This window comes from Spiroplasma endosymbiont of Dactylopius coccus, assembly GCF_977110965.1.
Window position 1 is genome coordinate 222,503 of sequence record NZ_OZ373019.1, and the last position, 24,946, is coordinate 247,448.

At 23.5% G+C, this 24,946-nt stretch carries 33 protein-coding genes and 2 pseudogenes; 6 read left to right on the forward strand and 29 right to left on the reverse strand.

The window, feature by feature from the left end; translation table 4 throughout:
* Positions 1 to 61: 61 nt before the first annotated feature.
* Together ACXUB0_RS01420 and ACXUB0_RS01425 are read left to right on the forward strand one after the other, a co-directional pair.
* Positions 62 to 355, forward strand: coding sequence for a hypothetical protein (locus ACXUB0_RS01420; RefSeq protein WP_338959720.1), 294 nt, complete (start codon positions 62 to 64; stop codon positions 353 to 355).
* Between the two features lie 95 nt (positions 356 to 450).
* Positions 451 to 765, forward strand: a pseudogene (locus ACXUB0_RS01425) (transposase); the annotation flags it as partial.
* Positions 766 to 827: 62 nt separating this feature from the next.
* On the opposite strand, the pseudogene ACXUB0_RS01430 reads toward ACXUB0_RS01425, so the two are convergent.
* The 5 genes and pseudogenes from ACXUB0_RS01430 to ACXUB0_RS01450 form a co-directional block, all read right to left on the reverse strand.
* Positions 828 to 1,226 (reverse strand): annotated as a pseudogene (locus ACXUB0_RS01430) (hypothetical protein); the annotation flags it as partial.
* 71 nt (positions 1,227 to 1,297) lie between these two features.
* Positions 1,298 to 1,441: a hypothetical protein gene (locus ACXUB0_RS01435; protein WP_458257517.1), complete on the reverse strand. Its 144-nt coding sequence runs from the start codon at positions 1,439 to 1,441 to the stop codon at positions 1,298 to 1,300.
* A 200-nt stretch (positions 1,442 to 1,641) separates the two neighbouring features.
* Positions 1,642 to 2,868 carry a hypothetical protein gene (locus ACXUB0_RS01440; RefSeq protein ID WP_458257518.1) on the reverse strand — a complete coding sequence of 409 codons (1,227 nt, stop codon included), beginning with the start codon at positions 2,866 to 2,868 and terminating at the stop codon, positions 1,642 to 1,644.
* A gap of 68 nt (positions 2,869 to 2,936) precedes the next feature.
* Entirely contained in the window at positions 2,937 to 3,089 is a 153-nt protein-coding gene (locus ACXUB0_RS01445) for a hypothetical protein (RefSeq protein WP_458257519.1), read from the reverse strand.
* Positions 3,090 to 3,100: 11 nt separating this feature from the next.
* Positions 3,101 to 3,721: a hypothetical protein gene (locus tag ACXUB0_RS01450; RefSeq protein WP_458257520.1), complete on the reverse strand. Its 621-nt coding sequence runs from the start codon at positions 3,719 to 3,721 to the stop codon at positions 3,101 to 3,103.
* A 118-nt stretch (positions 3,722 to 3,839) separates the two neighbouring features.
* Here ACXUB0_RS01450 and ACXUB0_RS01455 point away from each other — a divergent pair, with 118 nt between their 5' ends.
* Positions 3,840 to 4,118, forward strand: coding sequence for a transposase (locus tag ACXUB0_RS01455; RefSeq protein ID WP_353306568.1), 279 nt, complete (start codon positions 3,840 to 3,842; stop codon positions 4,116 to 4,118).
* A 320-nt stretch (positions 4,119 to 4,438) separates the two neighbouring features.
* Here ACXUB0_RS01455 and ACXUB0_RS01460 read toward each other — a convergent pair whose 3' ends face one another.
* Positions 4,439 to 5,599 (reverse strand): Mbov_0401 family ICE element transposase-like protein, encoded by a 1,161-nt coding sequence (locus ACXUB0_RS01460; protein WP_458257521.1) that lies wholly within the window; start codon positions 5,597 to 5,599, stop codon positions 4,439 to 4,441.
* 73 nt (positions 5,600 to 5,672) lie between these two features.
* Here ACXUB0_RS01460 and ACXUB0_RS01465 point away from each other — a divergent pair, with 73 nt between their 5' ends.
* Positions 5,673 to 7,379: a hypothetical protein gene (locus tag ACXUB0_RS01465; RefSeq protein ID WP_458257522.1), complete on the forward strand. Its 1,707-nt coding sequence runs from the start codon at positions 5,673 to 5,675 to the stop codon at positions 7,377 to 7,379.
* A 259-nt stretch (positions 7,380 to 7,638) separates the two neighbouring features.
* A complete protein-coding gene (locus ACXUB0_RS01470) occupies positions 7,639 to 7,809 on the forward strand; it encodes a hypothetical protein (protein ID WP_458257523.1) in 171 nt (56 codons plus the stop codon).
* Here the strand turns inward: ACXUB0_RS01470 and ACXUB0_RS01475 are convergent, their stop codons facing one another.
* The 20 genes from ACXUB0_RS01475 to ACXUB0_RS01570 all read right to left on the reverse strand — a co-directional run bounded on the left by ACXUB0_RS01475 (position 7,810) and on the right by ACXUB0_RS01570 (position 20,353).
* Entirely contained in the window at positions 7,810 to 9,840 is a 2,031-nt protein-coding gene (locus ACXUB0_RS01475) for a hypothetical protein (RefSeq protein WP_458257524.1), read from the reverse strand.
* On the reverse strand, positions 9,788 to 11,023 hold the full coding sequence (locus tag ACXUB0_RS01480; RefSeq protein WP_458257525.1) for a hypothetical protein: 1,236 nt from the start codon (positions 11,021 to 11,023) through the stop codon (positions 9,788 to 9,790). Before ACXUB0_RS01480 ends, ACXUB0_RS01475 begins: the two co-directional genes overlap by 53 nt.
* Positions 11,024 to 11,041: 18 nt before the next feature.
* Positions 11,042 to 11,164, reverse strand: a complete 123-nt coding sequence (locus ACXUB0_RS01485; protein ID WP_255495889.1) for a hypothetical protein — start codon at positions 11,162 to 11,164, stop codon at positions 11,042 to 11,044.
* Positions 11,165 to 11,168: 4 nt separating this feature from the next.
* On the reverse strand, positions 11,169 to 13,241 hold the full coding sequence (locus tag ACXUB0_RS01490; RefSeq protein WP_458257526.1) for a hypothetical protein: 2,073 nt from the start codon (positions 13,239 to 13,241) through the stop codon (positions 11,169 to 11,171).
* A gap of 3 nt (positions 13,242 to 13,244) precedes the next feature.
* Positions 13,245 to 14,942, reverse strand: coding sequence for a hypothetical protein (locus tag ACXUB0_RS01495; protein WP_458257527.1), 1,698 nt, complete (start codon positions 14,940 to 14,942; stop codon positions 13,245 to 13,247).
* Positions 14,943 to 14,956: 14 nt separating this feature from the next.
* Positions 14,957 to 16,156: a hypothetical protein gene (locus ACXUB0_RS01500; RefSeq protein WP_458257497.1), complete on the reverse strand. Its 1,200-nt coding sequence runs from the start codon at positions 16,154 to 16,156 to the stop codon at positions 14,957 to 14,959.
* Positions 16,157 to 16,172: 16 nt separating this feature from the next.
* Positions 16,173 to 16,550: a hypothetical protein gene (locus tag ACXUB0_RS01505; protein ID WP_458257496.1), complete on the reverse strand. Its 378-nt coding sequence runs from the start codon at positions 16,548 to 16,550 to the stop codon at positions 16,173 to 16,175.
* Positions 16,551 to 16,567: 17 nt separating this feature from the next.
* The gene (locus tag ACXUB0_RS01510) at positions 16,568 to 16,753 is read right to left on the reverse strand and encodes a hypothetical protein (protein ID WP_458257413.1); all 186 of its coding nucleotides are present in this window, start codon (positions 16,751 to 16,753) and stop codon (positions 16,568 to 16,570) included.
* Between the two features lies 1 nt (position 16,754).
* A complete protein-coding gene (locus tag ACXUB0_RS01515) occupies positions 16,755 to 16,943 on the reverse strand; it encodes a hypothetical protein (protein WP_174481134.1) in 189 nt (62 codons plus the stop codon).
* A 34-nt stretch (positions 16,944 to 16,977) separates the two neighbouring features.
* Positions 16,978 to 17,136, reverse strand: coding sequence for a hypothetical protein (locus tag ACXUB0_RS01520; RefSeq protein ID WP_458257360.1), 159 nt, complete (start codon positions 17,134 to 17,136; stop codon positions 16,978 to 16,980).
* A 15-nt stretch (positions 17,137 to 17,151) separates the two neighbouring features.
* Positions 17,152 to 17,976: a hypothetical protein gene (locus ACXUB0_RS01525; protein ID WP_458257528.1), complete on the reverse strand. Its 825-nt coding sequence runs from the start codon at positions 17,974 to 17,976 to the stop codon at positions 17,152 to 17,154.
* Positions 17,976 to 18,161 carry a hypothetical protein gene (locus ACXUB0_RS01530; protein ID WP_458257529.1) on the reverse strand — a complete coding sequence of 62 codons (186 nt, stop codon included), beginning with the start codon at positions 18,159 to 18,161 and terminating at the stop codon, positions 17,976 to 17,978. The genes ACXUB0_RS01525 and ACXUB0_RS01530 overlap by 1 nt, the downstream gene beginning before the upstream one ends.
* Positions 18,162 to 18,292: 131 nt before the next feature.
* Positions 18,293 to 18,529 (reverse strand): hypothetical protein, encoded by a 237-nt coding sequence (locus tag ACXUB0_RS01535; RefSeq protein WP_174480108.1) that lies wholly within the window; start codon positions 18,527 to 18,529, stop codon positions 18,293 to 18,295.
* Positions 18,529 to 18,702 (reverse strand): hypothetical protein, encoded by a 174-nt coding sequence (locus tag ACXUB0_RS01540; RefSeq protein WP_458257492.1) that lies wholly within the window; start codon positions 18,700 to 18,702, stop codon positions 18,529 to 18,531. The genes ACXUB0_RS01535 and ACXUB0_RS01540 overlap by 1 nt, the downstream gene beginning before the upstream one ends.
* A complete protein-coding gene (locus tag ACXUB0_RS01545; RefSeq protein ID WP_458257491.1) occupies positions 18,702 to 18,857 on the reverse strand; it encodes a hypothetical protein in 156 nt (51 codons plus the stop codon). Before ACXUB0_RS01545 ends, ACXUB0_RS01540 begins: the two co-directional genes overlap by 1 nt.
* 121 nt (positions 18,858 to 18,978) lie before the next feature.
* On the reverse strand, positions 18,979 to 19,263 hold the full coding sequence (locus ACXUB0_RS01550; protein ID WP_458257490.1) for a hypothetical protein: 285 nt from the start codon (positions 19,261 to 19,263) through the stop codon (positions 18,979 to 18,981).
* Positions 19,263 to 19,424: a hypothetical protein gene (locus tag ACXUB0_RS01555; RefSeq protein WP_342266587.1), complete on the reverse strand. Its 162-nt coding sequence runs from the start codon at positions 19,422 to 19,424 to the stop codon at positions 19,263 to 19,265. Before ACXUB0_RS01555 ends, ACXUB0_RS01550 begins: the two co-directional genes overlap by 1 nt.
* A gap of 4 nt (positions 19,425 to 19,428) precedes the next feature.
* Complete coding sequence (locus ACXUB0_RS01560) at positions 19,429 to 19,722, reverse strand: hypothetical protein (RefSeq protein WP_458257489.1); 294 nt, start codon at positions 19,720 to 19,722, stop codon at positions 19,429 to 19,431.
* Positions 19,723 to 19,724: 2 nt separating this feature from the next.
* The gene (locus ACXUB0_RS01565; protein ID WP_458257488.1) at positions 19,725 to 20,189 is read right to left on the reverse strand and encodes a hypothetical protein; all 465 of its coding nucleotides are present in this window, start codon (positions 20,187 to 20,189) and stop codon (positions 19,725 to 19,727) included.
* Positions 20,190 to 20,191: 2 nt separating this feature from the next.
* Positions 20,192 to 20,353: a hypothetical protein gene (locus ACXUB0_RS01570; RefSeq protein WP_458257487.1), complete on the reverse strand. Its 162-nt coding sequence runs from the start codon at positions 20,351 to 20,353 to the stop codon at positions 20,192 to 20,194.
* Positions 20,354 to 21,233: 880 nt separating this feature from the next.
* Between ACXUB0_RS01570 and ACXUB0_RS01575 the strand changes: the two genes are divergently transcribed.
* Positions 21,234 to 22,022 carry an IS3 family transposase gene (locus tag ACXUB0_RS01575; protein ID WP_458258771.1) on the forward strand — a complete coding sequence of 263 codons (789 nt, stop codon included), beginning with the start codon at positions 21,234 to 21,236 and terminating at the stop codon, positions 22,020 to 22,022.
* Positions 22,023 to 22,382: 360 nt separating this feature from the next.
* Here the strand turns inward: ACXUB0_RS01575 and ACXUB0_RS01580 are convergent, their stop codons facing one another.
* The 3 genes from ACXUB0_RS01580 to ACXUB0_RS01590 form a co-directional block, all read right to left on the reverse strand.
* Positions 22,383 to 22,802, reverse strand: a complete 420-nt coding sequence (locus ACXUB0_RS01580; protein WP_458257530.1) for a hypothetical protein — start codon at positions 22,800 to 22,802, stop codon at positions 22,383 to 22,385.
* A gap of 142 nt (positions 22,803 to 22,944) precedes the next feature.
* The gene (locus ACXUB0_RS01585; RefSeq protein ID WP_458257531.1) at positions 22,945 to 23,073 is read right to left on the reverse strand and encodes a hypothetical protein; all 129 of its coding nucleotides are present in this window, start codon (positions 23,071 to 23,073) and stop codon (positions 22,945 to 22,947) included.
* Between the two features lie 57 nt (positions 23,074 to 23,130).
* A complete protein-coding gene (locus ACXUB0_RS01590) occupies positions 23,131 to 24,942 on the reverse strand; it encodes a PTS transporter subunit EIIC (RefSeq protein ID WP_458257532.1) in 1,812 nt (603 codons plus the stop codon).
* Between the last annotated feature and the right edge of the window lie 4 nt (positions 24,943 to 24,946).

The window sequence follows — 24,946 nt, forward strand, 5'->3', positions numbered from 1 at the left end:
TAATGCAATTATTTAGTTTTAGATAGTGTTCAAATATTCAAAAAGAAAAGGAAAAAAGAAAATGTTATGAAACTGCTGTATTAAATTCTTTAGTAATAATTTTGATAATGAATATCAATATTTACAACCTATGGATTCAAACTATATGTACTACCCCACTACTAATTATCAAACTACTACATCTACTACTAAAATAATAGCTGTTGAACAACCAACTAAAAATACATCAACAGTTTTTTCAAATAGAAAAATTATTTCAAAACCATTGAAAAAAAAGATACAAGAAATTAATATTAATAATATTACTATTTTTGAAGAAGAAAGTGAAAATCAAACTAAACATATATCTTTATAAATATCTTTAATGGTAATGTTTAGTAATCTGTGTAACTTACAAAAATAACTATGTTTAATTAATTCTATAATAAACCTAGAAAGAGTGAATTACAGATGGCTAAAAAGCAAAATATTAATAATAATGTTCCAATATCAAAAGCAGTAGATTTATTATTAGAAAATACTGAAGATTTAACAACAGTTTTTAAAGAGGGAGGTTTGTATAAAGAATTAACAAAAAGATTAGTAGAAAAAATGTTGAATTCTGAGATGCAAAATTATTTAGGATATGATAAGAATCAACATAGTAATAGTGACAATGCTCGTAATGGTATAAGTTCAAAAAAATTAATAACTCAACAAGGTAAAATTGAGATTGATGTACCACGAGATCGCAATAGTAATTTTAATCCTGTAATAATTGCAAAAAGCCTCTCTTTAATTTTTTTAAAAACCATTGTTTTATAATCTTTGTTACGATAATCATCAAAAACAAATATACCTATAAAATGATAACCAATGCCTTTTGATTTTTCTTTTATTTTTACAAAAGTAACAAATTCTACTTTATCTTTAATATATTTTTCACCCAATTGTTTTCTTTTTTCACTTGTACTGGTACTATTAAATTGATAAATAACATTTCAATCTTCTGACAAAAAATTTGCATATCCTGTTTTAATTACTTCTTCTTTTTCGCTATTTGGACTAATCGTTAAAAATCAAACTTGTTGATAATCATTTATTTTATAACCAATTTTTAATATTGATACACCATCTTCATTAGTAAAAAGAGTACTTAAAACCTCAAAAATTGTTTTAAATAATATTCTATCTTTGATAGTTATTTCTTTCTTGAATAAAATTGTTTTTAGTACCTCATTGTTCACTATATGATCACCTCTATATAAACTATAACATAATTTTAATGATTCTTATTTATACGAAATAATAATACTAATTACATTGTAAATAATTTTGGTTGTAAACAAAATCCTAGTGTTAATTCATTAGCACTATGAACGTCTTTTCAATTTTCAGTTTCAACTGAAAATTGTTGACCCGTAGGTACTAAAACTGATACTGGTGCAACTACTTCCATCATTTCACTAACTACTAATGTTTTTGATACTATTTTTTTTCAATAACTGGGTTAATATGAATACAAGATTTTATATCATAACTATCAGTAAATGCCACTAAATTTTGATTATACTGTGATAACACTTGTATTTTTTTTATTTAAATTTGTCAACTTCTGACTACCTTTTTTATTTAAAGTTTCTAACTTTTCTTTTTCTAAAACTAATTGTTTTTTTCTTTAAGTAGTTTTTGAACTTCTTCAGTTGTTTGATTACCAATCTTTGTTAATTTATCTTCTAGTAAAGAAATATTTTTTTCTTTCTCCTTTATTTGCATGCCATTTTCTTGTTGAATAGTTTCTAGTTTTATTTTTTCTTCCTTTAATTGATTAACTTCCGTAACCAATTTTTGATTTTTATCTTCTACTGTTATTAATGTTTGTTGTGTTTTTGATAATTCTTGATTTAATTTTTCTAAATCTTGGTTATTTTTATAATTTCTACTTTCTAATCTTTCTTTTTCTGAAACTAACGCGAACTCTTTTTTTATTAATCTTTCAATACTTTTATTTTTTTGATCACGAATATTTCTCAATTTTTTTTGCACTTTTTCTAAATTATTACCTATTTGATTTATTTTTACACTATTTTGTTGTTTAATTTTTTCTAACTTTGTTTTCTCTCTTTCTAAAGTAGCAACTTTAGAAACTAAAAATTTAGTTTCATCAATTAATAGTTGTACTTTTTGCTTTTCTGCTATTAATTGTTGTTCTAATATTGCTGTTTCTTCTGCAGATTTAACTTTTGTTTTATCCAATTCTTCTTGTGTTTGCTTTAATTGTGCTTCTAATTGATTAATTTTTGCTTGTAAAATTTGATCTTGACTTAAAATTTCTGTTTTTTCTTCTTTTGCATCATTTTCTTGTTTTATACTTTGTTCTTTAATGTCCTTTTCTTCTAAAATAGCATTAATTTTAGTAATATCTTTTTCAAGTAAAGACGTTGAACTACTTGTTGTAGATGATTCTGAATTATCTGTTTCATTAGTATTAATAAATTTTAAATGTTCATTTTTTTTGTTGTCTTTTTTCTTATTTTTTCTTTTTTTAACATTTGTTTTCTTTGTTTCTGTTTTATGAGAATTATTAAAACTTTCTACTTGCATTAACGTTTCCTTTTTTGAAACATCATTATCGTTTAAAATTTCTTGCAATTTTTGTTTTAACTTTTTAATCATTTCAATATTACTATCAATATTTTTTTCAATTTCGTTTAAATATTGCATTGAATCATTTTCATCAAAAATTTGATTTACAATTTTCGTTAAAGGCAATGAAGAAGTAACTGGTTTTTGAAACATTTCAAAAATAATTTTTGAAAAATCAAAAATATTTTGAATTTTTAATTCATTTTTAATAATTTTATATATTTTTACTAACAAACTAATCATAACACAAAAAACAAAATAATTAATAAATTATCTTGCGGTGAATTGTGTTACTTAATGAATTGTGTTACTTAATCAAGAGCAGATTTACCAGTACGTGGTGGTGCTGAAATAATATAACTACCTACACGTTTTAAAATTTTAACATTACGAATAGTTATACAAATTGGATAAATAATTATAATCAAACCTATAACTAATAACACATAACCATATCAAGGCATTATTTCAACTCCTAACCTATAATTAAACTAATTGCTCTAACAAATAATCACAAAGGTATAATATTTTCTATTGCACTAACAATATCAACATTTAAAGCAGTACTAATAGTATCTGAAAAAATATGCCGTAATAAACTATCTGTTGTAAAAAGAAACTGTCTTAATGGCTCAACTGGTAAAACCTTACCAATAACACCATAAAGCACTCATCTAAAAGCATTACGCAAATGAGCAAAAACATCATATCAACTTGGTCTTTCATATTCTGGATTAAAAGGACTATTTGGTGGCACTGGTGTTATATTTTCACTTGAAAAAATATTAATTTGACCAAAATTAACACTAGGTCTAACACTATGCGTATTAGTACCATGAATATCAAAAAATACAGTTAAATGTCTTAAATTAGGAACACGAACCGGAATAGTAACAAAATTATATAAATTTTGACTAAAAGTATTATTATCAATTGCACCTTTAAAAGCATATTTAGTATCACCAACATAATCTAAAAAACTAAAAGTAAAATCACCAGTAAATGTATCAAAATTTAATCAATTAAAATAAAACATAAATCCTTGAATATAAAAACTTAAAGGTTTATCAATTTCAAAATTTAACTCAAATTGCAAACCAAAATTACCACCCCTACCATTTTTAACTTGAAACAAATTTGGATGGGTTACACTTTATTGGACACTAATTACGTAGACAAGTGAACAAATTAGTGAAAAGAAAGGAAGTATAATTATGGCCAATATTAACTCATATTCAGATGAATTTAAAAAACAAATAGTAGCTTTATATCAAAGCGGTAAGTCAGTGTCTTGTCTTGCTAAAGAGTACAATGTTACAAGAGCAGCTACTTATAATTGAATTAAGCAATTTACTAATTCAGGTAGTTTTAAAACTAAAGATAATCGTTCTGTTGAAGAAAATGAATTAATTAAATTAAGAAAAGAATTAAAACAATTAAGAATGGAAAATGATATTTTAAAGCAAGCAGCACTAATAATAGGCAGAAAGTAGAAATTATTGCTAAAAATAAAGTTAAATATAAAATTCGCACAATGTGTCGTTTTTTGAAAATATCTAAATCAACATATTATTTTAACTTAAAGAAAAAAGAGGGAGCATACCGATGTTGTCAATAATATTCAAATTTGTCTTAAAATTATAAAGTTAGACGAGAATAATTTTGACTTCAATATGCAATTGTATGTTAATCTTAACACTTGTAAAATATTAGTCAATAATAATACTTACTTTTATAATTCAAAAATTCTTATTAATAGTTACTTTAATAAGTTTTATTTTATTTTTGGTTTTTTAAAATCTTTAATTTTAATTTATAATAACTGGATGGTAGTATTTATTTGATAGCATTTAAAATTAACCATTTTTGTATACATATCAATATTATAGGTTCTATCACCAATCATATGCTTTAAAATTTGTTTAATATTAGTTTCAGTAAAGCAACCAATATTTTCAACTAGTGCTTGGTTTAATACACCATCTTTTGCATTAATAAAATAACCAACTTTTAATTTTTTATATTGTAAAGCTAATGATTGTAAAAAATCAATTAATTCATAATATTGGCCTTTTTCAAATAAAGTTATTGCATTTTGATAGTGTAATTTAGCAATTTTATTTTTTCTTCTTCCAGCCATTATACCAAGAAATAAAACATGAAAAGCATGGAATTTATCTAAAATAAATTTAGCATTTAAAATTGTAGCAGTTTTTCTAATTCATTTTGCACTATCTCCACAAACTACTAAATTTGCTTGTTCAAAATTTTCAAAAAATAAATTACCATGTTTTTTAATTAATTGTGCTGTTTTTTCAGCACCAATTTCTGTTTTTGATACTCTTATTTTACAAACTGCTTTTTTATTAATTAATTTTCCATTTTTCTTTTTACCAGTACAAAATACTAATAATCTCATAGAACATTTTTTACAATTTTTAGTATTGTGTTTTTCATTAAACTTAAATTTTCTATGTCCATCATCAATATTTATATATAAAGTTTGATTTTTTTCTAATACTATTTTAGGAATATTAGCTTTTGGTAATTGAAATTTTTGATAGGTTCTACAAACTGTACTAGTACTTATTAAATCATCAATAAAAGTATCACAAACATCACGATACTTTTTTCCATCAGCAAAATACTTTAAAATTTGTTTAATAACATTAGGTGCAAGTTTACTATATTTTTTAACACCAAGATAATTATCTAGCAATGAAACAAATTCATTTTTTTGTGTTTTTTGGTTATATTTTGTACAAATACGTCGTTTATAATTTAATAAACCTTTTTTTGCTTTTAATTTTCGTTTTCTAAATCTATATGATTTATATTCAGATTTATCACAGGTACTTCATAAATAATCATCTATTTTTGTAAATAATTCTTCTGTTTGTTTTAAACTTAATTCATCTTGATTAAAATCATGTTTATCTCAATCAAAATGATTAGAGAATGGTAATATAAACATTTTTTAATGTTCCTTTCTAAATTTTGTTTGTTATAATTTAATTGTATTGCTTATAAAAATTAGGGAGTAAAATATGCCTTTTATTAGTAGTTATGCACAACTGAATAAAAAATATAATCTTAATTTTAGTGATAATAATTATGGTTTTAGTTGAGATATTTTTAAACAATTTGTTAGTGATGAATGAGCAGAATTTTTTACAACTAATTGTTTTTATCGTTTTGTACCAACTGCACGTGGAACAAGAAAAACTTGAAACTGTTTAGCATTTGATTTATTTATATGTTGTAATTTTAGTGATAGTAGTGTTCAAGAAGTAAGAAGATATGAAAATACTCATAGTGAAACGACAATTGGTGCATTAATGAATGTTTGTCAAGTTTTATTAGATACATATAATATTAATTTATTACCTAATAATCCACATGGTATTAAATGAAAAATAACCAAAGATGGTGGATGTATTATTTTTCCTAATAATCAACAAATTGATTTTATTGGTTATGCTAATGGTAATAAAATTTTTGGAAAAGAAGCGGGTGGGTCAAGTTTTTTGGGTTCACGTACTGATGAAATAATAATGGCAGAAGAAAAAGAAACACTAACAGAAAAGCAATTAACATATAGATATGAGCGTTTACAAAATTCTATGTTTAGAAGTAATCGTATTAAAGTTTCAAATGAACCAATTAAAGAATGAAGTTGAACTTTTATTGATAAAAATATATATAGTCCTACTTTTGGAAAATTAATTACTCGTTATTTTTATAAAAGTTTCTTTATTACTTTTACATGTAATCCTTATGATAAATATCACCCATTTTATTTAAAATACTGTACGCCATTTTTACCATTAAATGATGAAATAATTGAAAATCTTAAAAAAGTTGGTAAAGTTTACTATGAAAATAAAGACATATTTAGTGGTTTAGGTTTATTTGTTTTAAGATTTACTATTCAACCTTTTTGAAATAAATTACCTGACATTCAAAAAAGAACATTATTAGAAATGAAAAAAAGTAATCCTGATGAATTCAATACTGTTTATTATGGTTTTGAATTTTTAGATAGTGATGCAACAATTTTTCCTTTTCAAAAAACAGTAAAATATTGACAATCATATGATTTAAAACAGTTTTATAATCAAGAAAAAGATATGTATAAATTTGATTTTTATTCAGTTGGTGTTGATTGAGCAACTGGTCACAAAGACCATACTGTATTTATGGTGGTCGGATTTAAAGAATATAATAATACTGGGTATTATGATGCTTATATTATTTGTGAATTAGTAGTTACTCCAAATGATTTTGTTAATGAAAATGAAAAAATTAATGGTTATGTTAATGAAATTTTAGGATTAATGGATAATTTTGAAAATTTTGAACAAGCAATTTATTTTTATGATGATAAAGCAAGAACAGCAATAGATTGATTAAATCAAAAATTAATAGATGAACATAATACTATTTTAATAACACAAACTGCTATTAAACATGCTTCAAATTTAAATCAAGAAGCCGGATTAACTAATAGAGTAGTATGAATGAGAAATATTATGAGTTATGGAAACTTTTATGCTAATAAAAATGATTTACCAAAAACTACTCAATGTTTAGAAGAATTACGTTATGACCAAACCAAAACTAACATTCCTGATAAAAATATGTACCAAGACCCTTACGATGCATTATTTTATGCCTTGTATCCATATAAAAATGTAATTAGGGGTAAAAATAATGCTAGTGTGAAAAAAAGTATCTTCACATTTGCTATATAGTAAACAATTTACATATAATTAATAGTATAGGTATCACAAAATAAACGCCTTTAATTTAGGCGTTATTTTGCATTTAAAAGCATACTTGTAAAAATAATCAAAAACAGTACAATTTATAAGTAAAATCAAGGAAAAAAGGAGAAATTTATTATGAAAACATGAATAAAAACAAAATTAAGTAAAATAACATTAGCATTAGCACTAACTGGTGCAACAACTGGAACAATAGGATTAATCATGGGGGGTGCTTACTCATAATATGGAAAATTATTATTTAAAACCAAATGGTGAAAAAGTATTAGGAACAACAACTATTTGATGAAATAAATGGTATAATCCTAATAAAACAGATTTATATTTTTCTAAATTTAAACATCATGATGAAGATATAAAATGAGATGGTACTTATACAGATAATTATTTTGAATAGTTATATTTCTAAATTTATATAAGAAATATTTTCATTATATTTATCAAATAAATTAATATTATTTAAATTTATTTCTTGTTTATCAGTTATTAAAACTAAATCATAATTTCCAGTACCAAATATGCCACTAATTTCAATTCGATTTAAGTTATTAATCGGATTTTCAATTTGTAATTCAAATTCACTAATATTATCAATTTTTGAAATTTCTTTATAAAATTCTAATTTAGAAAATAATTGAGATTTATTTGAACCATATAAATTTAAAGCATTTTCAATTTTATTTTTATTAATAATTGCTCTTGTAAAGTATTTGCCATATTCACCATTACCTAATGTTCAGTCAGCAGGAATTAATGATGGTATATTATTACTTTCTAATTCATTTGTAATAGATAATCAGTTAAATTGATTATCATCTAGTTTAAATAATTCATTTTGACTAATGTCGTTATTTTTTAGTTTAATGCTATTCATATCTGTAAAATCAAAATACTCAGATTTTAATATAACTTTGGTATCTTTAAATCTTCAAATATCTTTACCAGTAGGTTTTATTGGACTCGATTTTAATTCAAAATAATATGGTAACAAAATTTTATTATCATCATTTAAACCTTTATTAATTGACATAATTGAATAAATATTATTTGATAACATAATTACTAGTTTCTTAAAAATATGAACTTGTGGTAGATTTATATAATTCGGATAATCCAATTTTCATTGTTTAAATAAGTTAGTTATTACTTCTTCGGGTTTTTGTCCTTCAAATTTTGCTCTTAACTTTGCAATTTCATTATCTGGTCTACCTTTATCATCATATGTAGCACCTTCAAAATTTCTATTATAGTTATATGTGTAACTTAGCATATCTAATAAAAGTTGCTGTAAACTATCATTAGTTGGTGCATCTTTAATTTCAATTTCAATATCATCAAATCTATTATTAGTTGCAACATATTGATAAAATTGACTTTCACCTACAAAATCTCAAACTTCTTTATCTTTTAATTCTTTTTGACTTTTTAGTGGTCATTTACCACCTAAAACATTACTAAACTCATATCCTAATCAAGCATGTGTAACTCTTGCGTTTTTAATAACTTCTCTTCTTGTTTCAGTTCCAGTACTAATTTTAATCAAATCTAAAACTGATTTTTCTTGTCCAATAAATTGTTTTGCAAGATTTCATGGTAATATTTGTTCACTAAATCATTGTTGTAATATTCTAACTTTTGGTTGAATTTCAATAGGCATTGATAATAGCGGAAATGCTATCTTATCTTTAACAAATAACTTTGGGTATACTTCCATATTGTCAACTTCACCAAGTACCTTTATATTGCCGAAAATCATGCTTCTAGGGGCTTTAATTTTTAAACCAATTACTTTTGTATCTTTGTCTAATGGTTTTTGTAATTTAATAATAATTGGATAACCATCTCTTGTTTTAAAATCTTTAATTTTAATAATAGTAATACTTTTAGTACTTCTTGTTTTTGGATTTTGATAAGGTTGAGAATAGTTATTAATGATATATAAATTATCAATATTATTTTCAGTTAATGGTTCATTAATAGATACAGCATATAACTTAAATTGATTTAATAAATTTATTTCTTGAAATATTAAATTTTTAATATCAGTCATACTATATTCAATAGTATTATCATTAATATTTGTACTTGCTCTTTGATTTAATTGCATAGTAAAGTCTGATGTTTCAGCAGCAGTAGTTTTTAATACTTTATCAATATCAATAAAACCAATTTTAATAGTATTTGCTGAAAATCTTAAATTATTATTTTCATTATTTTTAAATAAACGTTCAATTTCATAAATATATAAAGTTCTTAGTTTAAATTCATCATATGCTCTTTTAAGCTCAGGGTCACCTTTGCTACTCATAAGATTAGTAAAGTCATAAGGAATATTGTCAATTAAATAATCATTTTCTACTTCTGCTTGATTAAGTTTAGTTTGTTTCTGTGGAAACTTCGTTTGTGGTTTGTTGTTTTGATTGTCCATTGTTTTCTCCTATTAATTGGTTATTTTCGGGATTAAATAATTTTAATCTCACTGTTAAATTATTAATTTCTTGTTCATCATTAATGTTAAATGTTTTACTATTTAATAAATCTTTATCTAAACGTACTAATATTTGAATAAATTTAAGAATATCAATATTAAATTGTCATAACTTTTGTTCAATATAATTAATAGTTGAAATATTTACAGCTGTACTTTCGGGAACTGATTGTTGTGCTGACTTCTTTTGACTTGGAATATGAATGCCACAACGTTTAAATATTTCATTAACATTTCAATCGTATATATCAGTCAAATTTTTACCTTTAAAATTACTACTTGTCATATTGATATTTTCGTTTTGTTCGTTATTATCTCCGCCACTTTTAAAAATATAATTTTTAGTAACTAATATTCTTACAGCATCTTCTAATAAATCTTTTACATTACCATAAGTTGAATTAAAAATAAACTTTGGTGAGTTTAAAATTGTATCTAAAACAATTTGTTCATAAATAACATCTAATGCTTTAATTTTATCCATTACTTTATTACAATCTGCTAATTCATTTGCTTTATTTCGCATAATTGCTATTGGTATATAGTTAATATTTAGTATTTGTTCTTGTGCTAAATTAGGGTTATTAATGAACGATTTAAAATCTAGTGGAAATTGTTTTTTGCTATCATTAACACTATAAATTGCACGATTAATAGTTACTTGTTCATTATTTAATGTATAAACTTCAAATAATCTTACAATTTGTGCATTTTGTTGATAACTATCATAAAAAATAGTACATTGAATTAATTTACCAGTAATATCATAAACTCTTTGTTGTATATCAACTACTTGAAAATATAAGTCATCATTTGCAATAAAAATTAAATAACCACTAATTCCCAATTTACTTAATTTAAAAATAGAATTTCAATTTTTTCTATAAAATTCTTGTTGAATTAAATACTGCTTAATAGTTTCATTGTTAATATCTAGTGGAGCATTATATAAATTAGCATTATTTTCTGCTACAAAATCAGTAAAATATGTTTCATGATTAAAATCATTAAAACCAAAATAACTTAAAATAGAAGCATGTGTACTTTTACCTTTTAAAAAAGTTAATTTAGTTTTTTCTTCATTATTAGTGCTTTTATCTCTTCTTAAAAATCTACCTAACATAATATTCACCACCTTTTTTTAAAATATTTGATTAATTTTTAATACAATTTTTACTATAATAAATATAATTAAACCAGCAACAGCAGAAGATAATAAAACTCCTATTAAACCTAAAATAATTTTTATTATTTTAAAAAACATAATATTATTCCTGCAATTCTTGTAATTTTCATAAATTACCACCACTAATATTCATGTCTTCTCATTTAAAAACATCAATATTTTCATTTCTTGAACATAATAATTGTAATCTTCCACCCTCTTTTATATAAGTACTATATACTGTTACAGTTTGTGGAATACCAGAACCTAACGAATAAACAAAATCAGTAAATGTATAAATATCTGGTAATATTATTTTTTGTTGTCTTGGATTTAAATTAAATCATATACGATATAATTTATTTTCTTTACAATCATATCTAATTTCTTGATTTTTTATACCAGTAGTACTAATATTAAAGGCTACATCTTTTCATTTACCAATTTTTAAATCTTTTATTTTTTTAATTAATTCATTAATAGCACCAGCAATAGTTTTATCATTAGTTTCTAAATTAGCAATTTCAGTACCAAAAGTATTGAGAATAAAAGCATATTGAAATTGTGTTTTATCTATTTTATCTTCTAATTCTTTATCTACTTCTTCTTTTTTATAATAATCAGTTAAATCTGGGATATTTTTATTTAATGTTCTTAAATTAACAGCATCTTGTGGTTGTGTAGGGTCTGCTATATAAACAATTCTAGTATTATTTGAAGTAATAATTCTTTTTTCTTTAGGTTGAATAATATTAGGCGAATTAGGGTCTATTAATCATAATGATTCACCACTTCCACCAGTAGCACTAATAGTATTAGTTTTTTCATCAATTTTAATATTTTCACCAGCAATTAATTTATCTTGTTTTTTATCTAATAAATTATTAGTTTCTAGTTTTGTATAATAATCACGTTCAGTATTTTCTTCTACTATAAATTCAGTTGGTGTATCTATTCCTTGATATTGATATATTTCTTCTATATCACCAATTAAATTAATTTTTCCACGTTCAGGATAAGAATTACCGCCACCACTAAATTCTTTCTTTTTATTGTTATAGTAAATTGTTCCGGTATTTAAAATTGTTTTATTTTGGATTTGTTCACTATACGTCATGGAATCAACATTTAGCAATTCAAATTTATTAAAAACATTATTTAAATAAATTTTAATTACTTTATAAAATTTCATAAAGTTATTTTCTGTTGAATATTGATAACTGATTTTAATAAAATATCATTTAAATATTTCTATATTATTATTTTCAACTTTTTTTCATAAAGGACTAGTTTCAATATTAAATCAATTATTTTTAACATCATTAATATTTTCATTTGCTTTAATTAATTCAGTATTTAATTTGGTAATTTCATTTTCATTAGTAGTAATTCGTTTTTGTTGTTTAGCCGAAAAATCACAAGTTGGTGCATGAGTAAAATCACCAATTTGTGGATTATTTTGTAATGCTTCGGGTGGTAATGTACCAATTTCATCAGGTCAATCTAAAATCATTGTTTCAGTTTCTTTATCATAATCAGTTGCAACATAACCTTTATTAACAAATTTACTAACAGGACCTCTATATATTTCATTTTCATTATCATCAACTAAATCATCATATAATTTAATTTGTTTTGATAATGTAAATTCTTTTTGCTGTTCAATTAATTCATCAACTTGATTTCTAGTATAAAATGATTTTAAATCAATTTTTTCAACATCTATTTCATCATCATTATAATTTGATAATATTTGTTTTAATTCTGTTAGTCTTGCCAATATTTTCATTCTACTTGGTGCTAAATCTCAAACATTAATTGTAGGAATACTATTTGCACTAAATTGACTACCATTATTAAACTGAATAGTAGCATCAACATTAAATTCAATTGGTGTACGATTAAATACTCAATGTTCAGCGGTTACAAAAACCATATCTCTTAATGTTTCTTTAATTAATTCATCTTTAAAACTATCAAAAGGAAATTTAGATAAAATAAAACCAAGATAAGCATTAATATCATTTTGAGCACGAATAGCAAAAGTTTTAAATCAATCATTAACATTTGGTCATGTTTGTATATATTGCTGTGGTGTTTCTGTAATTTTTCCAGTTAATGGATATCAGTTATTATAATTTTCTAGACTGACACCAGTTCAAAGTTTATTAATCATATTTTATCATTCCTTAAAAAATGCTTTTTTATAATGTTTAGTTTTTGTTTTAGTTTTTCTATGTGATATATGTATAATTTCTTTTTGTAATTTCTTTTTACCTTTTTTTACAACTTGACTATATGCAAATTTTTCTAAATGATGTAATAATCCAGTACCAAATACAGTATTTACTGAAAATTTTAAACCAACACTTTTAAATGATTTATTAATATTTTCAATAGGATTATTAATAACATTTGCTACTTTATGATAAGTTCTTACGATTCTAAATATTTCTCTATATACTTTAAAACTATCTCTAATTATTTGTTGAACAACCGGCGGAGCAAATGCTATTGCTTTTAATCATTTATTTTGATTAACTCCATAACCAATGTATCAACCACTATATCAACGATATCAATGGAATGGATGTATTTGAGCAACAAAAGTTTCTGCTTTAAGAATACTATCAACAACTGTAATTGGTTTATATTTAGGATTACGATAATAAATAGTAATTGCACATTTATCTAATGATAAAGGTTGAATTTTACAACCCATAAATACTGGTGAATTTAATGGAATTAATTGTGCATGTTTAATTGCTCTTTTTTCTGCACTAGTAAATAAATCAGTTGCTTTTTCTTTTAATTTTTTAATTTTCTCAAATGCTTGCTTTTCTAACTTTTCAAATTTTTCTTGTAATTTATATATACTTTCTCGTAATTTTTCAAAATATGATGTATTTTTTCAAAATTTATTTAAACCTTTTTTTAAATAAAATCTAATATCCAAATATTTAAAAATTTTATTTGCATTTAAAACAATCTTATGAATTGAACTTTTTTTAAAATTAAATTTAATAGCATTAGCACGAATTTTTTGTAAATCTAAAATTAAAGTTTTTCCATATCTATTTTCTGTATGTATTGTATGAACTAAATTTAATCAATCATGTTGATTCATAGATAGTACTTTTTTTAAATCAGTATTATATTTTTTTAAAAAATTATTTGCTTTTTCAATATCTTTAATTTTAAACTTTGGAGTTAATTGAGGACTTAATTTTGTTAATGTATTTTGTAATAATAAGTAATCTTTTAACTCTTGTGCTTCTAATTTTTGAAAATTATTTTTATATTGTCTTTCAGCAACATAACCTAAATCTCGTAATACTGTTTCACGATTAGGAGTAAAACTATAATTCATTAAATAACGTTTATTACCAATAATTTTATCTGTTAAAATTTCTTTTCCACTTACTTGACTTATAATTTCTTGTAAGTTTTTTGCTTCTTTAATTCCAACTTGTTCTAATGTTTTAGTTTTTTCTGCTAATTTAATAAATTTAGTAGTACGATAACCACGACTAATTTTATTAAGTCCAGCAAATGCAGGAAGTATATTAAAGAAAGTATTTAATTTTGTTACATTTCCTTTTAAATAATCATAAACTTGATTAATAGTAAAATCAGTTAAAAACTCTACACCAACAGCACTAATACTAGCAATTAAATCACTTGCACCTAATCCAAGTGCTACGCTTTCACTTAATCCACCAGTAAAAGGAGCAAGTGCTACTGCTATAACTTGTACACCAATCATTTCTAAAATTTCTCATCAAAAACTTTTATTTTCTTGTTGGTTACTTGTTCTAGTATGTTTTGGTTTATTTATGTTTAAAAGTATTGCTGTACTAGTTGTACCGATTGGCATGGTATTAATTTCCTTTATTTAAGAGTTATTTTAATTGGATTTGTTGTTCCTTTATAATTTAAGTCATTAACATTTGCAGTAATAGTTATATATAAGTCACCTGCTTTTTGTTTTTGATTACTTACATTAGTTTTTCCTTGTGCGTCACTAAAATATTTAATAGTTGGATTTGTTAAATTTGGATTTAATGATTTAAGTTCATTAGTACTTTTTATTTGTGTATTTAATTCACTATTATTGTTATTAACATTTGCAGTAATATCAGTTGTTAAATTTGTAATTTTAGTTTTTAAATCAGTTTTATCAGTATTAATAATTCCACATGCCATTCAACGTGATGTTGTTTCATTATTAGAAATATAAGGTATGGCTTGACCTGTAACTTCTCCACCAACTAAATACATTCTTCCAACTTTACCATCTGCCACTTCTTGAACATAAATAATTGTATCTTGCAACATATATCTTTTCATTGCTCTTGGTGTTGCTAAAACAAATGACATAATTTCATCATCATTTTTATCATTTTTAAAAGTCATATAGTCATCCATTACAATTTGACATAAAACACCTTTAATATATAAATCATTACCATTTAATCTTAATTGTTGTGCAATTTCATTATCAGTAATTAAACCTTTATTATCTGCCAAATAAACTATACTATCATAAAGAGAATTAGTAATAAAGAATCTACAATTTGCAATATTTCTATATTGAAATAATGTATTTCATGCCCCCAACATTGCTTCTACATATTTAATTGCTTGTGCTTTTGGTTCTGTTGATTTTTCAATCATAAATTTAATTGCATATTTTGCAATTACATTAGTATTGTTATTAGCTAAATAATCTGCTAAATCATTAGCAACTTCATATTGCATACTTTGTAATAAATTTTGACCATTTTCTGCTAATAAATCTTTTGCTGCAATTGTTTCGCCAGCAACGGCTTCTTCTGTAATTTCTTTAATAATTTTATCTGTATCAGCATATCCAACATCTATTCTTTTACTTTTATCATTTCATTGAAGAACTTTAACTTTTGGGTCTTTTGGTTTTTTAACTATAAATTCAATTCTTGTTGAATTAACCATTTCGATAGGAAAAAAACTTGCCCACGGACTATTTGATTGTTTAAAAAATTCTATAAATTCTGGTGCTTCTACTAATTTTTCGGTATTATCTAAATTTTGTTTGAATGGTACTGCCATTTTTTATTTTCCTTCCTTATAATTTATTTTTATTTTTATAATCCAATAATGTACTTTTTATTGAATTTGGTTGATTTGTTATTATTGTTTGTGGTTTGCCACCTGTATTAATTGTTTCTTTAAATACTGGTTGTTCTTTAATCATTTTTTTAATAGTTTCTTCAATTTTTGAATTTTCTATATTACTTGTTTTAAATTTTAAATAATCATAAAATTCAGTTTTAACTTGATATTTTTTAAATATATTAATAATTTCTTTTTCTTTAATTTCTTGATTAAGTTTATTTAACTTATTTTCTGCTTCATTAACTTTATTTTCTATTTCTTGTGAAGAAGCATTATTTTCAGTTAAAGGTTCAGTTGTTTGTTGAACATTATTTTCATTTTCTAACATTTAACATTCTCCTAATCTTATCCCAATAATCAATCTTTAACTAATTGTGGCATTTCACTTATTAGTTTTTTATAATCATTAACAGCATTTTCTAATATATCAATATCAGAAAATTTAAAACAATTTCCTATATCTAAATCAAAATCTCTATCAATTTTGATATTATTTTTTCTATATTTTTCATTAAATTCAATTTTTGTCATATTATTTTTCTCCTTTATTAATTTTTTCATTTAATTTTGCTAATTTTTTTTGATGTTTTATAATTTTGTTATTTGCTCTAACATGTTTTGGAGTTGTAATAAATCTTTTTAATAAAACAATAATTTCTCTGCAAATTAATGTTCCAACACTTGTTCCAATAATTATTAATTCATGTAAAAATTCTTTCATCTCAATATTTTCCTTTCAATTATTTATTTTTTAATTATTCATCAAATTGACCACCATTAATTCTTTCAATCATTGATTGTGAATTACTTATAATTTTTACTAATACAGATATTTCTTTATTTAATTGTTCCATTCTTTCTTTATATGATTGTATTTCTTGATTATAATATTCAATTATTTTTTCTTTATTCATTGCTTTTCACCCCCTTTATAAACTCATGTGATTGTAATCTCAATTTAATGAAGCATTATCAGTATTTAATGGTACTTCGCTCATATTATCACTACCGTATTGACTGGTTGTTTCACTATTAATTGAAAATCTATTATCATTAATTAATCTTGTAGTTTCATTATTAAATGTTGTTTCTTGCATTTCTTCAACATGATGATTTGTTTCCATAGGTAATAAATTATGAATAATTTCAGATGCCCCAGCAATAATGGTAGGTACTGCATAAGCATTATTAAAATTATTATTTATACCCATAGCAACACCAGTACTAATCAAACATCCACCAGTTGACATATTACAAATTTTTCTTATTGTTTCAAATTTATTAGGTATTAACTCAGTTAATCCACTAATAAGATTTGAAATACCATAAGCATTTAAACTAATATATGTATCTCAATCCATTAATGACTGATTATCTTGTTTATCTAACAATAATCATGGTGGACCCTCAGTTGTAGTTGTAGTAGTTATTGGAGTTGGTTTTGTTGGAATAATAGGATTAATATTATTTTCTGTTCATTTACTATAATTTGCTAAACCGATTGTTCCTAAACCTAGTAATATTTTTTTAGAACTATTAATTAATTTTGTTTTAGTATTTGGTCTTTGATTTAAATTTCAAATATCTAAACCTAATTTTTTACCAAATAATAAACTATTAATTGAACCTAATACTGGATTTGCAATTACTTGACCATAATAAGCACTTGTACCAATCATTGCACAAATAGGACTTATACCAGTTCTAATTAATTTAGTTAATGTATAATTTGATTGATTTTCTATATTTGGCATTATTTAATTTCTCCGTTCATATTCAATAATTTTTCTAAAACATAATTAGTTTTATCAAAATTTATAATAAGTCATTTTTTTGTTTCTGAACGATTGTTAGTAACATTAATTAACTTTTCTATCGTATCGATTAACTCTTTTTTATCTGCTTTATCAAAAATGACTTGTAAAATTTCATCTAACATAATTTAATCTCCTTTATTTGTTTTTATCAGTTCTCTTATAACATCTAATAAGGAATCTACTACATAAGAATTTAATTCAAATTCATAATTTCTAATTTTAATTTTTTCTTTTTGCATTTATTTGTTCTCCTTTAATTTTCTAATTTTTTAATTGTTACTTTAATTCAACCTTGATATACATCATTATCACCAACTATTAATGCAACATTACTTTCGGGGTCAGAAACAATTATGTGTTTTGATTTAACATTTGGGTATTGTCTTAAAATAATTGCTCTAATATCATTACTTGTATGAATTGCTTTTGGAAATGGTGATAATATTTCAATTTCATCTTTATTTTCAAACAAAGTAGGTAATATTATCATTAGTCAAATTCTCCATTTTCTATTTTTTCTTTTATAGTATTAATTGCTAATAATATCCCGTAATGTGTATATTTATCTTGTTCATTTTTAAATTCCATAAAGTGATATTCATTATCAGTTTCCATATTTTTATAATATTGATTTAAATATTTAATTAATTGTTCTTTATTCATTATTTATTCTCCTTATTTAAATAATATCAACCAATTAATAAACTATCTGCTTCATCATGATTTGATATTGTTATATTTCAATTATTAGTTTTTATTATCATTATTTTTAAAACAATTTTGACAATTTGGTCAATTATAATTTTCTTTACAATCATTACACATTTTCATTTAGTTATTTCTCCTTATTATTTTTTGGATGTTGAAATTGAACAGCTAAACAATCATTACAACGAAATATTAATTCAATGCTTACATCTTCATGTTTACAATTAGTCATTAGTTAATTTCTCCGTTTTCTATTTTTTTAATTAATAAACCAAAAATTCCTTTAAAATTTATATTTTTAATATGTTCAAGTAATTTTTCTTTATTAATACAATTTTTATGTCTTGATTTATTAATTTCATCAACTTTAATTCTATGTTCTTTACAGTATGCTCTACCATATTCATCAAATTGCTCTTCTGTTATATTTTCACATTGTATTTGTTCAAAATTTTCATCATGTGGTGGTATTAAACTAGTAAATTTAGTAGTTTGACTAAATGTACATCTATTCATTATTTTTTCTCCTTATTTTCAATTTGATTAGCAATTTCATTTAATATTTTCAATACTTTATATTCATTTTTTAATTCTTTAATAATAAATATTAAAAATATTATTAGTGTTATACTTGTTATTAATATCGGTACTATTAATAAAATTTTTCATAATATCATTTTTTTACTCTTTTCATTTTTTAAATCATTTAACATTAATTGAACAAAATGCACGATTTTTAGGAATATTTAAAGTATTAAAGATTTCACCAGTTACTATAATTTCATCGTTTTTGTTTAATAAAATACAGCGTCTATAAAGTTTTGGTTTATTAAAAATTAAAGTAACATAGTTTAATCCATTTCATTGACCACGAACACTATAATATAATTCTTTATTACCTTTTTCGTAATATTTTGCTTCAATAGTGTTACTAAGTTTTACTGTTAATTTGACATAATTTGTTTTATCTTTCATTTTTATAATTTCCTTAAATAATTGTCAAAAATTAATATTTTTTTATGATTTTTTAAATAATATTGAATATGCTTATATGCATCTTGTTCATGTTTTGTTAATTTTATATTTCCTTTATAATTTGTTATTTTATTTTTATTTTTTGGTTGGTTTTCTAGATAATCTCAATTCATAACATCTTGTACTAATACCATTAATGAACCAATAATTTTAGGAGTTGCTAATGGATTAGTTAATAATTGTTTTGAATTTAAAAAGAAATTTTCTACAATAACTAATATTTTTTTATCAATAAATTTTTCTTTAATTAATTGAAATTTTTCTTTATAAATATTTTTAGTTCATAAAACAGTTAATGTATTGAATGTTTCATTAAAAACAATATTATTAGTTTCATTTGAATATATAACAATTCCATTATTACCAATACCAGCAGGGTCAATTCCAATAATTAATTCATATTTCATTATTAATCAAATTCTCTGCATTGTATTTTATTAATTAAAATTTTAATAATATCAATTGAACCTTTTAATTTATTTAAATAATATATGTCTTTTTCTTTATTATATTGTTCTATATCACTATCTAAAATTAAATTTAATCAACTAATTAATTTTTGTTTATCCATATTTATACCTCCTACTTAACCTAATATTTAAAATACAGTCATAACAAATTGCTTTACTATTTTTATCTCTTAAAAAATATTTTCTTGTTTTTATATCATTAGTATTAAAGAATAAATAATCTAATTTATGTTGTTTACATGTTCAACAAAAATACTTTTTCATAATAATTCTTTCTAATATATTCTGTTGCTTCTAGCATAAAGAATATATATTTTGATTTTTATATTATTAATACTATTAGTTTTATTCATTCCAGAAATTCTGGGCTCAAAAATAAATTGTGAAATTTTAAAAAACATTGAGGCATTCGATTCAATATTTATTTAATTTGTGTTAAACAAATTAATATTTTAATTGAACCGGCACCGCTCAATTTTTTTTACAAGTTTGAAATTTATTTTCTCGCCCAAAAATTTTTTCAAAAAAAATAAAAAATAAAACCAACACTTGCTCACTGGGGAGTGGCAAGGTTGGTTAAATAAAGAATAGAATTAATACAATAGGTCCCTACAACAGGTCTATATATACTAGTTTCCAATTCGCTCCCACCCCAAGAATTACCATTAATGGTTAGTATATTTTATTAGGTATCACTCCACTTTTTATTTATTCATGCAAGTCCACATGCTCTAGCTACTATTTTTAACAACTGTGTTGTAGTTCACTTTTTTAGTTCCCTAACACGTGTTGATAATAGCGTTAAAGAGGGTTATTAATTATTAACTTTCTCCTACTTGGTCACTGCGTGTAGTAGATATTTAAAGAGTGTTAATAATAAAAATTTTAAAATTTTACAATTACAAAAAAAAGACAAGATTTTTATTCTCGTCTTTTGTAATTTATTTTTAATTCAAGGGTAAAAAAAGAAAGGAGCTATTTTTAAAACTTTTTAGTTACCGACATCTTCGCCACGCTCCCAAAAAAGAAAATAAAATCAAAAATAATATGTATGATGAAGCTGTTATTAGTGCTTTTAAAGAAAATAAAGAAGTTTATGGTACTAGAAGATTAAAAAAAATTTTAGAAAACCAAGAAATTTATTTATCACGCAGAAAAATTAAAGAAATTATGAATAAGCATAATTTAATATCAAAATACACTAAATTATCATTCAAAAATCATCATAATAAAGTCAATAATATTCAAATAACCAATCTTGTTAATAGAAACTTTAATAATAGGGTTAAAAATGAAGTTATTGTTAGTGATTTAATTTACGTTCAAGTTAATGGTAAATGAAACTATATTTGCCTATTAATAGACCTATTTAACCGCGAAATTATTGGACATAGTGTTGGAGTTAAAAAAGATGCATTACTAGTATATCAAGCATTTATGCAATCAAATCGATGTTTAAAAGATATCCAAATATTTCATAGTGATCGAGGTAATGAATTTAACAATAAAATTATTAATAATCTTTTATTAGCGTTCAATATTACTCGATCTTTAAGCAAAAAAGGTTGTCCTTATGATAATGCTGTTGCTGAAGCAACTTTTAAAACTTTCAAAACTGAATTTATTAATGATAAAAATTTTACATCATTAATCCAATTAAAATTAGAATTATTTGATTATATCAATTGATACAACAACATAAGAATCCACAGCACTTTAAACTACTTAACTCCTATCAAATATCAAGAACAAGTGTCTACCAAAAAATAGTCCTAAAAAGTGTTGCCATTCCAACTTTATTTTTTCCTAGACATTGGTTAAAGAGGTACAATTCTAGGGCTTTACATTATGTACATGAACTTAAAAGTGAATTGTCACCTAAGAAATACCTTAAAGAGGCAAGTAGCATTGATATGACTTATAGTGATATTAAATCTGCTGGTTTAGATAAATTGGATAATATTTTAAAAAAGAAAGATAAACCTAAAATAAAGATAAATAAAAATGATTATAGTCCCAGTGAACCTACTGGGACTATAATTTGGGTGAGCCACGTAGTGGCGAGGGACGTAGTCCCTATTACTTGATTGCTCTCTTAATTTATTTAGCTTATTTAAGTCCTTGCACGAACTAATTTTTTAATAAAAAAATATTATCATTTTTCAGGATTTCTATTTTTGTTTTCATAAATTCAATATTAGTAATATCTTTTTTAATAAAATCACTAAAATCACTAAATAATAAAGGATGATTAAAAACATTAATTATTAAAATAATTGAAATCAAACTTTTCAAACTGTATAAATTGTCTTGATCAATATATTGCAAAGAACTATGCAAATTTTTTCTAAACAATTGACTATCAAATTTTTCATCTTCTTGTTGATAATATTTGGCAATATTACTAATAGAACTATCAATAGCATTATATTCTGCACAAGTTATATAGATAATATTAAGCGCAGTAATAATGTCTTCTTTAGTTAATGTTGGTACTTGTGATTTTATTTTTTGTAAAATGTTAGAACCTGTTTGGAATCTTTTAAACATAATTAAACTAAAAAAGGGAATAATTATTTCTAACCTGACAGTTAATTAACATTTTATTTTCTTTGTCATTTTTTTGTTAAAAAGATTTTATCATTTGACAACTTATCGATTAAAAATTTATTTTTCAACTATAAAATAACATTTATGATATTAATTTAATCAAAAATAAGTTAAAAAAGATCCTAAACAGGTTCTTAGTAATTAAAAGTTTACCTACTGCCATTATTTTTACTCCTATCTTTTTTAATCAATTAAAAGCTCATATAGCCATTAAATGGTTATATGAGCTTTAGTATCTTTAATATTATATTGTAATAATCACTTTTAATTATAGATTAACTTTAGTTTTAATATTCAAAGTTGCTGAATTTTGTAACTGTGCCTTTATTGCATTGGCTACATGTTCAACATCGGTACCAATAACAATTTGCAAAGCTTCTTTATTCAAAATTTTAGTACCAAATGCTCCTGCGGCCTTAACTTTTGCCAAATTAACACGTGATGTATCTTTAACAATCAAACGTAACCTAGTAGCACAATTATCAATTTCAACAAAATTATCTGCACCAATTGCTTCAATTAATTTTGTTGCCATTAATGTATATTTATCACTTTTAAGATTTTTATTGCTTAACTCTGATTTTGTTGTTACTTTATTTTCTTCAACACCAAAATCTTCTTCTCTTCCTGGTGTTTCAATATTCATTTTAGTAATTAATGTATAAAATACAATAAAATAAACTCCACCAGCAGCCACAATTAATAATAATACTCATAGTGGATTTGAAGTAATATGATAAGCACCTGTAGCATGATTAGCAAATCCTCATGATTGAGCAAAAGAAATGCAATAGTCAATAATTCCAGCACTAAAACCAAAACCAACTTGAATATGCAATGCTGTCGTTATTGCAATAAATATCCCTGTTAATAAGGCATGAATTACTAATAATAATGGAGCAATAAATACAAATGAAAATTCAATTGGTTCAGTGATTCCACTAATAAAAGAAACTAAAGCAACTCCTCCTAAAAATCCTGATACCATTTTTCTATTTTCTTTTTTAGCTGCCATAATCATAGCTAAGGCAGCAGCGGGAATACCACCCATCATAATAGGAAAGAAACCTGATTGAAAAAATCCAGATCCTTCAATACCTCTAGTAAAAGCATTAATGTCTCCATTTACTCATTCCGCTGTTCCAGATGCAGCACCTGTAATTGGAGATATTATCTGACCATTAATTGGTAATTGAAATCAAAAAAAAGTATTTAAGATTTGATGTAATCCAAAAGGTAATAATAAACGATTTAATATTCCATAAACTGCTGTTCCTGGAATAGCAACTGCTGGATTATTTGGATTAGCAACTAATTGACCAAATTTCATTAATACTAATTGAATTCATGGTCAAACAATAGCAAATGCCAAAGCAGTGGGAATAGTTATTGCTAAAGCCACCATTGGTGCAAATCTTCTACCACCAAAGAATGATAATGCTTGAGGAAGTTTAATTTCTTTATATTTATTATATAAAACTGCAGATAAACACCCCGCTACAATTCCACCAAAAACACCAATGTTTAATACATAAATGCCACCGATAATAGTTTTACCATCTGTTCCAAATTCTTCTACATAAAATAATGACGAAAATTTTTCACCTTTACTTGATGTAAAAGTTAAAACATTTTTATATAACATTTCTGGTAATGAATGTTCAATTGACGTCATTGCAGATATTGCCAAATAAAATACTGCTCCAACTAATGCAGCTTCACCACGATGATCTTTAGCTAAACCAAATGCTAAACCTAAAGCAAATAATAATGGTAAATTATTAAATACTATTTTTCCTGGTTGTTGAATAATATATGAAATTCAATAACCCACTTCATTAGTAACATGCATAACACCAGCATCAGTTGTAGTAGTAAATGTAAGCCCTAATGCTCCAAATCTGTTTAAAATAGCAGCGAATGGTAATACTGCAATTGGAAATTGTAATGCTTTACCTAAGTCTTGTAAAAATTTTAAAACATTATTTCAAGGACTTTTTTCTTTTGAGGTTTTTAATTCAATATTACTATTTTTTGTTTGATTTTTCTCTTTATGTTTTTTTCAGAAAACTAAACCCATATTT